9 protein-coding genes are annotated in these 13584 nt (G+C 62.8%); 1 reads left to right on the top strand and 8 read right to left on the bottom strand.

The window, feature by feature from the left end; translation table 11 throughout:
* Positions 1 to 75: 75 nt before the first annotated feature.
* On the top strand, positions 76 to 1374 hold the full coding sequence (locus JI721_RS13185) for an Nramp family divalent metal transporter (protein WP_274455332.1): 1299 nt from the start codon (positions 76 to 78) through the stop codon (positions 1372 to 1374).
* 95 nt (positions 1375 to 1469) lie between these two features.
* On the opposite strand, the gene JI721_RS13180 is transcribed toward JI721_RS13185, so the two are convergent.
* The 8 genes from JI721_RS13180 to JI721_RS13145 form a co-directional block, all read right to left on the bottom strand.
* A complete protein-coding gene (locus JI721_RS13180; RefSeq protein WP_274455331.1) occupies positions 1470 to 2114 on the bottom strand; it encodes a cation diffusion facilitator family transporter in 645 nt (214 codons plus the stop codon).
* A 231-nt stretch (positions 2115 to 2345) separates the two neighbouring features.
* The gene (gene paaD / locus JI721_RS13175) at positions 2346 to 2858 is read right to left on the bottom strand and encodes a 1,2-phenylacetyl-CoA epoxidase subunit PaaD (protein ID WP_274455330.1); all 513 of its coding nucleotides are present in this window, start codon (positions 2856 to 2858) and stop codon (positions 2346 to 2348) included.
* Between the two features lie 64 nt (positions 2859 to 2922).
* Positions 2923 to 3738, bottom strand: coding sequence for a 1,2-phenylacetyl-CoA epoxidase subunit PaaC (gene paaC, locus JI721_RS13170; protein WP_274455329.1), 816 nt, complete (start codon positions 3736 to 3738; stop codon positions 2923 to 2925).
* 20 nt (positions 3739 to 3758) lie between these two features.
* Positions 3759 to 4097: a phenylacetic acid degradation protein gene (locus JI721_RS13165; RefSeq protein WP_274455328.1), complete on the bottom strand. Its 339-nt coding sequence runs from the start codon at positions 4095 to 4097 to the stop codon at positions 3759 to 3761.
* Between the two features lie 5 nt (positions 4098 to 4102).
* A complete protein-coding gene (gene paaA / locus JI721_RS13160; protein ID WP_274455327.1) occupies positions 4103 to 5068 on the bottom strand; it encodes a 1,2-phenylacetyl-CoA epoxidase subunit PaaA in 966 nt (321 codons plus the stop codon).
* 37 nt (positions 5069 to 5105) lie between these two features.
* Positions 5106 to 5735: a TetR/AcrR family transcriptional regulator gene (locus JI721_RS13155; RefSeq protein ID WP_274455326.1), complete on the bottom strand. Its 630-nt coding sequence runs from the start codon at positions 5733 to 5735 to the stop codon at positions 5106 to 5108.
* 130 nt (positions 5736 to 5865) lie between these two features.
* On the bottom strand, positions 5866 to 9987 hold the full coding sequence (locus tag JI721_RS13150) for a UvrD-helicase domain-containing protein (RefSeq protein ID WP_274455325.1): 4122 nt from the start codon (positions 9985 to 9987) through the stop codon (positions 5866 to 5868).
* Between the two features lie 3 nt (positions 9988 to 9990).
* Positions 9991 to 13584: a PD-(D/E)XK nuclease family protein gene (locus JI721_RS13145; protein WP_274455324.1), complete on the bottom strand. Its 3594-nt coding sequence runs from the start codon at positions 13582 to 13584 to the stop codon at positions 9991 to 9993.

Raw genomic sequence — 13584 nt, 5'->3', positions numbered from 1 at the left:
ATGATGCAGCTTTTTTCATCACGATGCAGCTTCTCTCATTGTCGGACGGCATCTTCCAGGAACGGTGGGGATGATATGAGCACGCCTATGGTTCAAGCAAAAGAGAATAAAGCAATCCTGGCTGCCCGCGCATCCTTGTCCAGGCAGCAAAAGGGCCTGCGCGCCTTGCTGCCGTTTCTCGGACCCGCCTTTATCACAGCCGTTGCCTACATCGATCCAGGAAACTACGCCACCAACATTCAGAGTGGTTCCGAGTTCGGATATAAGTTGCTGTGGGTGGTTGTCCTGGCCAATCTGATGGCCATGCTGCTGCAGAACATGTCTGCCAAGCTCGGCATCGCGACCGGCCGGAATTTACCGGAAATGTGCCGCGCCTACTGCCCAAGCTGGCTGACCTATGTGATGTGGGGATTTTCGGAGATCGCGGCGATGGCGACCGACCTGGCCGAATTCCTCGGGGCGACCCTGGGACTGAACTTGCTGTTTCACATCCCAATGTTGTTCGCCACGCTGCTCACAGGTGCGGCAACGTACCTCATTCTGGCGCTGGAGCGATTCGGGTTTCGGCCGCTCGAGAAATTTATCGCGGCGCTGGTCATGCTGATTGCCGCCTGCTATATCGTCGAGACGATTTTGGCGAAACCGCAGTTCAGCCAAATCGCCTACCACAGCGTGGTTCCCTGGCTCGGCAACAGTGACTCCGTGCTGTTGGCGGTTGGCGTCATTGGCGCGACGGTGATGCCGCACGCCGTCTACCTGCACTCGGGGCTGACCCAGAACCGGATTGTCGCACGCAACGAAGCAGAAAAGCGGAAAATTTTCCGGTTTAACACGAAGGAAGTCGTGATCGCCATGTCTCTGGCAGGGCTCATCAACCTGGCCATGATGTATATGGCTGCATCCGCCTTTCATAACACGGGGCGCACCCACATCGCGGACATCGCAACGGCATACCATACGCTGACCCCGATTCTCGGTTCCGCCGCTGCGGCTGTCTTTCTCATCTCGCTGCTCGCGTCGGGCATCTCGAGCTCAGCTGTCGGCACCATGGCGGGCCAGGTCATCATGCAAGGGTTTGTTGGATTCACGATTCCCGTCTGGCTGCGGCGCGTCATCACCATGGTACCCACCATCATCATCGTCGCGCTGGGCGTGGACCCAACCCGCACGCTCGTCCTGAGCCAAGTGGTTCTGAGTCTGGTGCTGCCGATGCCCGTCATCGCCCTCGTGTACTTCACACGACGGCGCGACATCATGGGGAGTCTGGTCAACCGCCCCATCGTCACGTGGACGGCGACGGGCTGCGCCGTCATCATTGTCGCCCTGAACCTGTTGCTCCTGTACATGTCGTTCGGCGGCAGCCTGCCAGGATAAAAAGCAAATCAAGGGCAGAATAAGGGAAGGTTCGAAGGAGGTAGCACATCGTGCTACCTTTGACATTCCTTGAATCATGGCCGATGGTCGTCATGTCAACACCCGCAGCCACACGTGTCTTCTTTGCCCCGAGCTTCTTGAACCGCTTCCCACCCCTCTTTGACCACGTAGTAAACGAGTCCGAGTGCTGCAATGGCGTCAATCCACCACCAGCCGAGAAGAGCAGTCAGAACGACACCGGCGAGAACAATCCATGCCATGTACGCACAAACGATGCTGCATGAACCGTCTGCTCGCAGTGCCTGACTGCCAATTTCCGAACCGATGCGTTTCTTCGCCCGTGACAGATACGGCATGATAAGCCCTGAAGCAATCGCTAATCCAATTCCGATAAAGCTTGTTTCCGCCCCCTGATGGGCGACAAGCTTGACGATGGAAACAACGACGATATACACGGCAAGAGCGAGTAACGCAATACCGACCACCCAAGACGACACGTTCTCTGCCTTCTTCACACGCGCAAGACTTGCTCCTCGTGCTTCCATGGCTAACCGCCAGAGCAAAATGCCGCCCGCAACGAGTTCGATCATGCTGTCCGCCCCGAAGGCCATTAAGGATAACGCATGTGCGACGATACCTGAACCGATTGCAACCGCTGCCTCTATGACCATCCAAACGATGGAGATGATTTCAATCCTGACGCCCCTTTTTACAGACGTTTCATGTGCCCCTGTCGCCATCTGGTTCACGCCTTTCTGTGTGGGTAACGTGATGGAGTGCCATTTGTAACAACCCAATCATAGCGCGTCGGCGCACGTGTAACAAAAAATGACGTGCCACTTTTTGTGTCGATTGGCACGTCATTTCGTATGTCAGTTCCTGTTTTCTACTGTTTCCTGCGCCAAACCGGGACCCCCACGGCACAGCCTGGGGCTTTGATGTGCTCGTGCCGTCAACGCTTGCTTGTGCCGTCACACCGGTTTGATGGCTTCGAACGGCTGCTTGCAGTCTTCGCAGTAGAACACCGAGCGGCACGCGGTGGGGCCGAACAGGTTCTCTAACCGCGTGTGCGTCGAGCCGCAGTACGGGCACTCCGCGGTCAGGTTTTTCATCTGCAGCAAGCTGCAAGACGGCGGGGCAATGCCGAACTGCTTCAGCTTCTGCTTGCCAATGTCGGAAATGCGATCGGTTGTCCAGGGCTCGTCGTAGACAAAATCCACAGAGACCGCCTTCACGCCCTCCACTTGCTGAAGACGCGTTTCGACATTCTTGCGGATGATGGCCAGCGCTGGGCACCCCATAAACGTAGGCGTCATTTTGACTTCCACGCAGCCGTCCGAACAGGTGACTTCACGGACCATCCCGAGATCGAGCACGCTGAGGGTCGGGATTTCCGGGTCGTTCACTTCCAATAAGGCCGCCCGAACCGCCGTTTCCAGGTCAGCATCGTGGGACGCCAGGCTGTGTTCGAGTTCAACGCCCATAGCGCCACCCTCCCTTCTGGCTGGTCTCTTGGTCAGCACGACTGTTTGCGATTCGCTGCCGGGCTTACCAGACCGCAGCCCGGTCCAAGTCGCGGACCTCGTTCATCGTCGCGAGCAAATCTTCCAGCGCGGGTGAATGGTGCAAGCGGGACCACGCTTCCACACCCTCCTGCCGCACCGTTTCGACGCCGGCCGCAGGCACCTTCAGCCCCACGGTCTCCATCATCGCAGTCACTGCCGCCAGCCACGTTTGCTTCCACGCGGCGGTGCTCGTCGAGAGGATACCCGCCGCCAGCAGCTCGGACTCGACAGCGCCGAGCGCAAACAGGTCGTCGATGTCGGCCCAAAGGGTATCCACCGCCCGCTGCAGGCGCTCCTTCGCCTCGCCTCCGGCAATGGCCAGCTTGCGGAACCACGTGCCCACGTGCAGTCCGTGGTAGTACTCTTCCCGCATCATTTTCACGACGCCCTGCCGCAAGGGTTCATAGCTCGACTGGCTCAGCGCCTCCAGGCGGATGCGGTCGAAGGTGTCGTAGAAATAGTGCCGGGCGATGGTGAAAGCCCAGTCCCCGTTGCCGCGCTCTGTGAGCAGCGCGTTGCGGCGCGCGGACGCGGGTCGTTCAAAGGCCAGGGAGTCGCTGTCACCCTCGCCGAGATCGGCCAGTAAGCGGTAACAGAACACGGCGTGGCCGACTTCATCCTGACTGATGGAGCTAAACGCGACATCCTCTTCAATCTCCGGCCCCACGCCCAGCCACTCCGAATCGCGGTGCCCGATGACCAGCTCGTCGTCGGCCATCTGGTACAGCAGCCCTGCCAGTGCCGCACGGAGCGCAGGCCGACCCTGTACCTCTGCGGCGGTTTGCAAAACGTCTGCCACTTGTTTCACCCCCTCCGTCCTCAATCCTTGACAATGTCCTCCAGGTGAAGCGCCTTTTGCTTAAAGGCTTTCCACCGGCGCGCGTTGTCCGCGTATCCGTCGACGCGGCGATAGTCGCGGTCAAATTCGCATGCAAAGAAGTCCTTGTCCTCACTGGTCTTGACCGAAATCGACTGCTTCGGCACGACCCACAGGCTGACCGCCTTGTCCCGCCGCAGGAAGTTTTCACGCGCAACCAACAGCGCCATGTCGGGCGAAGCCGCTAACACGCTGCCGACATACACGTGCGGGTCAAGCGCATTGTACTGGACAAACACTTCGTAGGCTTCGTATGTGGCGTCTGCTGCCAAGTCAGCCATTTGGCTCAGCCTCCTGCTTCAATCTCGGCCGCACGCTTCATGGCCTGGCGCACCCACGCCTGGCCCTCATGCGCCTGCCGGCGCAGCGCGATGCGCGCCTGCGACATCGGTCCAGAATTCTTGCGCACAATCTCGCCAAACCGCTTCCAGTCGGGCTGGGTGTAGTGCCACTGACCCGTGGATTCGTCAAAGTGCAGTTCTGGGTCAGGAATGGTCAGGCCCAGCGAATGAATCCGCGGGACATAGCGCGAGAGGAACTTCTGCCGCAGTTCTTCGTTGGTCTTCTCCCGAATGCGGTACATCATCATCTTGCGGGCCGACTCCGAAATCTCCGGCGGTCCGAAGAAGAACATCAACGACTCCCACCAGCGGTTCACAGCGTCCTGCAGCATTTGGCGCTGCGCCTTGGTTCCTTCTGCCAGCGACAGGATAATGGACTCGCCATGCTGCATGTGGAAGCTCTCCTCCGCGCAAATCCGCTTGAGCACACGGGCATACGGCGCATACGAAGTGTCCAGCAAGGCTGCCTGTGATACGATGGCCGCCCCATCGACCAGCCACCCAATCACACCCGCATCCGCCCAGGTCGGCGCCGGCATGTGAAACACGTTGTGGAATTTGATGCGTCCGTCAAAGATGTCTTCAATCATGGTGTCGCGGTTCATACCCAGCGGTCGTCCCAGCTCTTCCGCGACGCGCAGCAGCAGCTGGCCGTGCCCCATTTCGTCCTGCACCTTCGACATGATGCCGAGCTTCCGGCGCAGTGTCGGCGCTTTCGGCACCCATTCCTTTTCCGGATACGCGCCCATAATCTCGCTGACGCCGTGCATCTGAATGAACTTCAATAGCAGCATGCGATACTCATCGGGCATCCAGTCGGTGGCTTCGATTTTCTCGCCGCGTTCAATGCGCGCCATAAACTGCTCGTACAGCGCCGCTTGGTCAGTCACCATTCGCTCTGTCGTGCTCATTGCCAACTCCCCTTCGTCACGCGCCGCCAGCCGGCCGTCATTCGGTTGGACACGCGCTTGATACCTCTCCCATGGGTGCTTTGCTCGACGCAGCCGGCTTCTGCAGTCCGGTCAGCAACACGTCCGCGAGCCGGCCCGCCACTTCCTCTGGGCTCAACTGTCCACTCGGATCGTACCACTGGTACACCCAGTTGGCGACGGACAAGCTGACCATTCGAGCAAAACGCTGGTGTGACGGATAAAACCATCCGGCCGCCACGCCCTCCGACAACACTGCGGTCCACAGGCGTTCGTATTCATCCCGTTTTTGCTGAATCCGATCTCGTCGTTCGCCCTGCAGCGCCCGCCACTCGTGGGAAAACACCCTGGCGGCGTCGAGATTGCGCGCCACCACCTGAATGTGAGACACGAGTGCACGACGAAACTTCACAGGCGGCGGGTCCGCACTGTCCACGACCGCCTGCAGGCCCTCCAAGAACTGGTCAGCCACCTCATCCGTGATTTCGAACAGCAGGTCTTCCTTCGTCCGAATGTGCGCGTAGAGACTGCCTGACAAGAGGCCGCTCATCTGCGCAATGTCCCGGATGGTTGTGGCATGGTAACCCTTTTCACTAAAGAGCGTGCGCGCCGCATGCAGAATCTGGTCGCGTCGACCGCGATCGGCCATGAATTCGCCTCCATCCCAACCATCAGAGGGGCGTGATTGTGTGAATCCCCGATGAACCGCCGTGGCCTATCCAAAACAAGCGCTTGCTTGGTACCGTTTGTTTCATTGTATGCCTGGTGAGAAGCTCGTGTCAACGGTTCGCAGTCTCGGAAAACGTAACCCCCGTTTCGCTTCTCTCCAGTGTGCGAAACACAGCGGATACATCCACCGGCTGCATCTTGACCGCGACACCCGGCTCCATGAAGTAGGTGTAGGCCTCCACGCGCGGCGTCGGACGATGGACATCGACCGCCCTGTTCGCGGCGTTCCCTTGCAGCAGCGCCGCGATGGCAGCCCGATACGCGCCCAGCTGCGCCGTGTACTCTGCCGCCTGTTTTTCCACGTTCGCCGCGTTGACGCGGTCTGTCTTGTAGTCCACAATCAGCCAGCCATCTTCTTCCTCCGCCAGAACGTCGATCACGCCCTGAACCACGACAAACGGTCCGATCTCAGGGTCCAGTCGACGGGCAGTTGCGACTGGCTCGGCGGGTGAACCTGCAGACACGGGCCGCCCCCGCAGGAAGTCCGCAGCCTCCGGCGGCTGCGACAAGTCGATCCGGCTGAAAAACGGCCGCTCACGCATCACCCGCTTGGCCCGCCGCAGACGCTCGCCGAGCTCGGATTGCAAAAACGACAGCACAGCCGCTGCATCAATGGCCGCAAACGCCGCCTCGGACAACAAGCCGAGATCGTATATGCGGTGCAGTTCCGCCCGTACGGCCGCTTCGGACCGCTCAATCGTAAAGTCCAGATGCTGCATCACCGCGTGGAACGCCGTGCCTCGGGCACGGGCGGAAATGCTGCCCGCCGCCGTGACAAAGGCGGGATCGTCCAGAAGGTGTTCGGCCTGTCCGCGGTACACCCGCTGCCGGGCTTCGCCGCGCCGCGCCACCCACAGGCGACGCAGGTCCGTCGCCGAGATTTTGCCAGGCACATCCACCAGACTGGCGTTTGGGTTCACCCATGACAACGCCGCGAAGACCTGGCGCCGGATGTCTTCCGGAGAAACTTCAGGGGAGGGGACCCCCGCCCCAGCCGCCGGCGGTACCGTGTCCGCGGCGTGTGCGGGCTCCGCCGTCGATGGCATGCGCGTGGGCGCTGCAGCGACCGGGCTCGCCCCGTCGTCCGCCTCCGCCACAGCCGGGAGCGGCCGTCCCGGTACGTTCCACAGCGTCACCGAGAAGCGCGCGCCGAAATCCGGCACGTCGGATGGACGCTGCACAACATGCCCTTCCCCTTGCGCCGTGAACAGGCTGCCTGCTTGCGGATGGCGCCACAAGGCAGGCAGCAGCCAGTCCAGGCAGGTCTTCGCCCCGAGCAGCGTGCTGGGCGGCAGCGGGATGCCCATGGAAGCTCCGAATTGAACGCGATGCCCCGCTTCCTCGATGAGATGTGCCACCTGCTGGGCCGATCCGACCAAAATCAGCCGCTCGCGCGCCCGCGTCATCGCCACGTACAGCACACGTGCCTCCTCGGCCAGGAACTCCGTTCGTTCGGCTTCTTCGATCGCGATGGATGGCAGCGTCGCCCACCGGCTTCGCATCGCATCGTCCATCATCTGCGGTCCAAAGCCCAGCGCCCGGTGCAAGCCCAGTGCCCGTTCCTGACTGCCGCGGTAAAACTGCTTACCGAGGTCCGCCACAAACACCACCGGGTACTCCAGGCCCTTGCTTTGGTGAATGGTTGTGACCCGCACCACATCTTCATTTTCACCAAGGGTTCTGGCCTCGCCCGTGTCAAAGTCGAGGGCGGTCGTATCCTCGGTCCGTGCGATAAATCCATGCACGCCGTCCACCGACTGGGCGTCGAAGGCGCGCGCCTGCGTGAGCAGCGACTCCACATTGGCGCGGCGCACCTCGCCGCCCGCCATCCCGGTCACGTAGTGGAGAAAGTCGCACTCGGCGATGATTTCCCGCAGCACCGTCTCCACGTTCGCCTTGCGCGCCAGCGTTCGCCAGGCGTGCAGTGTCTTCATGAATGCCGCCGCCTTTGCCCACGCTTCCTCGGCCAGCCCCGCCAATTCAGGCGGCCCTTCCCACGCATGGTCGTCGCGCTTCGCCCGCCGAACCGCGCGGCGAATCGAATCATAGAGCGATCCCCGCTCACCGCTGCGCAGCAGCGCAAGGTGCTCATCGCGAAAACCGACGAGCGGCGAGCGCAGCAGTGCGGCTAAGTCCACATCGCGCCGGGGATTGTCGATCGCCGCCAGTGCCGACAACAGCCAATTCACTTCGAGCGCCTGGTAAAACCCCGCCGAGGTTTGCCCGTAGGCTGGGATGTGGAACTGACGAAACACCTCGAGCACGGCGTTGATCCGCCCCTGCACCGACCGCAGCAGCACAGCGATGTCGCGGTACTGGATGGGCCGGTAGCACTTGTGGTCCTTGTCCCACACACGGGCGCGCGGGCAGCCGGGGACCTGGCCCATCAACGCGCGGATTCGGTTGGCGATCACGACCGCTTCCTTCTCAATCGCGGACAACTCGTCGGCGGTCGGCGCATCCGGGTTCTGCTGGGCTGCCTCGCCTGCCCCGCCGCCAACCGCGGCTGCTTCGGCTGTCTCGCTTGCCTCATTGAGCGCCGCAGTGTCCGCCGCTTCATCGGCCGGATGTGCCAGGTCTTCGAGCGATTCCGTCCGCTCCACCAAGTGCACCTCGACAGGACCTGTTAACATGGGCCCCCCTTCGTCGTCGCTTGGATAGACGGCGCTCGCACGCATGATGGCGCCCTCGTCGTAAGCGATACCGCCAAAAGCCTCCGAAAACACTTGCTGAAACACGAAATTTACGGCCGAAACAACCTCTGCCCGGCTCCGATAATTATCGGGCAGGTCAATCACCTGACCTGCGCCGTCCCGCGCGTGCGCCTGGTAACGGCCGAGAAACAGCTGCGGCTCCGCCATGCGAAAACGGTAGATGCTCTGCTTGACGTCGCCAACCACAAACAGGTTGCCTTCCGTCCGTCCCACTTGATTCAAGAGTGCATCCTGAATCGGGCTCGTATCCTGAAACTCGTCCACAAACACTTCCGCGAACTGCGCCCGCAGGCGAACGGCTTCACCCGTCTGCGGGTCAGACAGGGCGCGCAGGGAGAAGTGTTCGAGGTCGTTGAAATCCAATCCGCCCGCCGCCAGTTTTTCCTCGGCGCACTGCGCCTGAAACTCCGACACCAACGCCGCCAGTTCGGCCACATCGGGCGCCAGCCGCACGATGTCCGCCACAAGCGCGGCCTCCCCGCGCGAACAGACATCGGCAATCGCGTTCACCTTGTTCTGCGCCGCCCTTCGCAGGGCCTGAACACGCGCTTTTTCAGGGTGGTTTTTCGCGCGCGGGGACCCCTTGAAGACCTCCTTCAGCGCCGCACACCAGGCGTTCATAGGCTGCCCGGACGCGCGCATCGCCTGCACTTGCCGCAACCCCTCCACGGCATCGGACAGATTCGCGGCATACGATGCAAGCTCCGGGTGTTCGGACGCCACCCGTTCGCCCTCGATGGCATGCAGCAGCGCTTCCTCCAAGTGGCGGTCGACCCAGGCAAAAAACGCCGGCGACCAGGGCAAATCGGCGAACGATTGGCCCGCTGCCTCGGAAAACCACCGGCTCATCTGCATCAGCCAGGCTTCTGGATCCGGTTGGCTGCGCGCAAATTGATCGATGCGGAAGACATGCGGCGCAATCTTGTGCGGGTCCGCCGCGCCGAAGCGGCGCAGCATCCGCTCTGTCGCAGGCCGCTTCTCGTCGTCGGACAGGCGTTGTTCCAGCACCGCACGAAGCACCCGGTCGCGAATCAGCAGCACTTCCTCCTCGGATAAAATCCGGAACGACGGCTCCAATCCGAGCGCCAGAAAGTTACGCCGGACAATCGTCATACAAAAACTGTGCAGCGTCGAAACCTGCGCCTGATCGAGCAGCGTCAGCTGCTTGGCCATGCGGGCCGCCAAGGCGCCGTCGCCCGCCTCCGTCGCACGCGCGAGCAGGCCGCGCAGCCGTTCGCGGATGCGGTGGCGCATCTCCGCCGCAGCCGCCTCGGTGAACGTCACGATGAGCAGTCGATTGATGTCCACCGGGTCCGGCCCGGCGATGCAGCGCACGACGCGTTCAACCAGCACGGAGGTCTTGCCAGAGCCCGCCCCAGCCGACACCACCACGTTGCTGCCGCGTGACTCGATTGCGCGTTGTTGCAGCGGGGACCAATTGCGATCGTACGTGTACATGCGTTATGCCTCCTCCCTCTGCTGCAGTGTGACTTGCCGCGCCTGCTGTTCCCGCGCGGCCCAGGTCCGGGTCAGCTCGTCCTTCTCAAAACGCTGGAGCACCCGGAACGGACGCTTGTCCCAGCGCGGGTCAATCTGACACACCGTCGAGAACGCACAGAAGTCACACGGTGTTTGGGACTTATAGCGGTAGGGCGCGATGGCAATCTCCCCGTCCAACAGACGGGACGCAAAGTCCTGGATGTGTGCGGAGACGCGCGCGAGCATCTGCTGCCACGCCTGCCGATGGAGGACGGGCGCCGCCTTCGCCGGCGTGCCGTCCTGCTTGTACACCTGGCGAAACAGTTCCGTCGCCCCGCTCGAGAGCCGCCTGTCCATCGCCTCGACCAAGGCCTTGTCATCCACGAATAGCCCCTTCGCCGCCATCGCCTTCACCGCCGCCTCGCGCGCGTCGTGATGATCCATGGGAACCGTCCGGGTTTCGACATGGCCGCGAATGGGCAAGTACAACATACCAGCGGGCTCCGCAGCAGCGCCTAACAGGGTGTCGGCGTGCCGCTCAATCACGGCCGCATACAGCGGCAGCTGCAACTGCAGGCCATGCTCCACGCGCGACAGGTCAATATCGAGATTGGCACTCTTGTAGTCGACCACGCGAAACGCCAGCCGCCCGTCCGTTTCCAGCTTGTCCACACGGTCAATGCGTCCGCGCAGGGACACCGTGACCCCCGGCGCCACCTCGACATCGAGGGCCGGCAGTTCATCATCCGGGCGGTTGCCAAAGGAAAGCTCCATTGCGACCGGTTCGAACAAGCCGTAGCGGGCGTGCCTGGTCAGCACGATCGCGGCGATGTCCAGCACCTGTTTCGCCTCCTCGGCCTGTGTCCGCCGCAGCGGCGTCCTCCGCCAGGCCGCAAACGGCGCAGAGGCAAGCACCGCCTCAAACTGAGCGCGCATACTGTCCACCGCTTCATCGTCGGACAGCGAACGCCAGGCAGCGATGTCGGTCAAGTGGTGTTCCACGAACGCCTGCAGGGTGTCGTGGATGAGATTGCCGCGCATCGCGGGCGTGATGCCGGCTGATTGCGGCTCTTCCAGCCGCAGCCCATAGGCGGCGAAGTGTTTATACGGACAAGCGGCGAAGGCCTCCAGTTGGTGCACGTTCATCGTGATGGGCGGCCGGTACAACCATTTGGCAAGCGCCGGAGGAAGCGGTGCGGCCCTGGTGTCATGGCGCAGCCCCAAGAGCGCCCGTTCGAGCGCTGCGCGCCGCTCTTTTGTCTGTGAAAACCAATCGAGCATCGCGTCGTACACGGGTTCCTGCAGCACCTCGAGGTGGGCCCCGCGGCTTTGGCGCTGCGGCTCCGACACCCGGCTTCGCAAAGCCGTCACCAGCCACGTCAACGCGACGTCCGGCGTCAGCGTCGCAACATCGACCCCTGCGCCGCCGCGGCTGGCACGCACCGTGTCATCCAGCCACAGAGACTCCGAGACGCCCGCCTCCCCGAACAGCGCCCGAATGATGGAGAGCAGCATCGACGGCTGAACCGCCTTTCCATCCATGCCCGCAAGCGGGTACGACAGAAACAGCCGTTCGCGCGCGCGCGTCAGCGCGCCGTACACTGCTGCCCGTTCCGCCAACTGCCGCAGTTCCACTGTGTCGCCGAGGCGCGTCCCAAACAGCACCTCAAACTCGACCCGCTCGTCGTCCTGGAGCAGGCCCTGCGCATGCACACGACGGGGAAACTGCCCGTCCGTCACGCCCATTACGAACACGGCGCGCCGCTCCCACGCGGCAGCGCGCGATGTTTCCGTGACGAGGACGCGATCGACCCCCGCCGGAATGGTGGAGAGCGATTGTCCGAGGATGTCGTCCCGGACCAGCCGAAACAGGAAGGAGCGCGGCAGGGGTTCTTCGCTCATCTCGGCCAGGTCGTTGAGAATCCCAAGCAGCCGCTGCCACGCCTGTTCGTGCAGACTGGCTTCCGCCGGGCTCTCCTGTGCATCTTCGTTGACCATCCACTCCGCGGCGACGCGCTTCGCAAAAACCCGCTCGAGCAGACGCCACAGGGCCTCTGCCAGCGTCCGCGGGTCACACACCGGCGCGGCTACATCGCGCAGCAGCGGAACGATCACCGCCGCCAGCCGCCGGCGCAGCACATCCGCGCGCGCATCTTCCGCTTGCAGGTCCGCCAGCCTGTCGTGTTCGGTCACCGCCGCTTCGGAGAACGACCACGCCGTGTCCGCTGCAAACACCTCGATGCCGCTTAACTCATGTTTGCGGACATACGCTTCCAGCCAGTCTGCCTCGTCGCGCGTTAGCCCACAAAAATCCGACTTCAGCAGGCGCAGACAGTCCGCCAGCGCCAACCCGGACTCAGCCGCATCGAGGGCCGTTAACACGAATTTCGCCAGCGGGTGCGTGGCGAACGCCGGGAACGCGTCAATGTCACACGGCACGCCGCGGCGCTCGAGACTGTCCCGCAGCAGCGACGCGATGTCGTCGAGACGCGGAACCAAAACCGCGATGTCGCCAAACGCGAAGCCGTCGCAGCGGACCAGGCGGCAGATGGCCTCGGCCACCCCATTCGCCTCCGCCCGCGGATTTTGCGCCGCGGCGAGGTGTATCGCCTCCGAAGTGAGCCCGCCGGCCGGGTTGATGTCGCGGAACAGGGCGGACTCGAGGACTGCCAGGTCTCCAGCCGCAGCGAACCGACCGTCGCCGGGCGTGAGCGGTTCCGTTTCCACGTGGACAGGCAGGCCGGCCGCGGCACACGCCTGCCGCAGGGCGGTACAGGCCCGAAGGGTCTGGGGGGCGTACACGCCGTCCAGCGAGTCCGGGTCGGCCAGCCAGCCGGCGTCCGCGGACCAAGCCACCACCGTCCGCTCGGCCCGGGCAGCAGCGCGCGTCAGAAACGCCACCTCGACGGGCATCAGATCCACAAATCCGTCCACGTACAATGTGGCACCGGCAAAGCCCTGCCAGACGTCCAGTTCGGACTGGACGTCGGCGAGCACCTGGCCGGGATCGTACAACTGACGCGTGCGCAAGGCCTCCTCCCAGTCCACGTACAACAGGCACAGGTCCCGCAGCTTGCCAATCAGGCTCCGCCCCGCGAACGACGCCGGACTGTGCGGTGCCTCTGCCACTGCGGCGGCCGCCGTCTGGAGCATGCCTTCGATCTGCGACAAGTGGATGAGATGCCGGGAAAACTCGGCGAACACGTCCATGATGGCATCCAGAAACGCCACGGACGGGGTCACCCGGCGAAGGACCGTGAGGTCTCCCATCCGTCGCTGATAGATGGACGCCAACAGGAGCCGCTTGCCCGTTTGATTGAGGGGCTGCAAATGGCGCTGTGGTCCGTCCGCGCGAATCCGCTCCGCAAGCCGCTGAAAGCTTACAACTTCCGCCCGGACGGATGCCGGCACAGACTGCAGCAGCATCCGTTCTACCGCGTAGGAGGCATCTCCCGGCACAATCCAATAGATTGGAGGCCCGAACGGATCGGCCGCCGCCGCACGTGCGATTTCGGCTGCGATGCGGCTGGACTTCCCCGTGCCAGCTCGTCCAAACCGAAATTCAACCTGTCCCAT

The organism is Alicyclobacillus cycloheptanicus, from assembly GCF_028751525.1.
Lineage (GTDB): Bacteria > Bacillota > Bacilli > Alicyclobacillales > Alicyclobacillaceae > Alicyclobacillus_L > Alicyclobacillus_L cycloheptanicus.
This window is presented reverse-complemented; position numbering and strand designations above follow the sequence as displayed.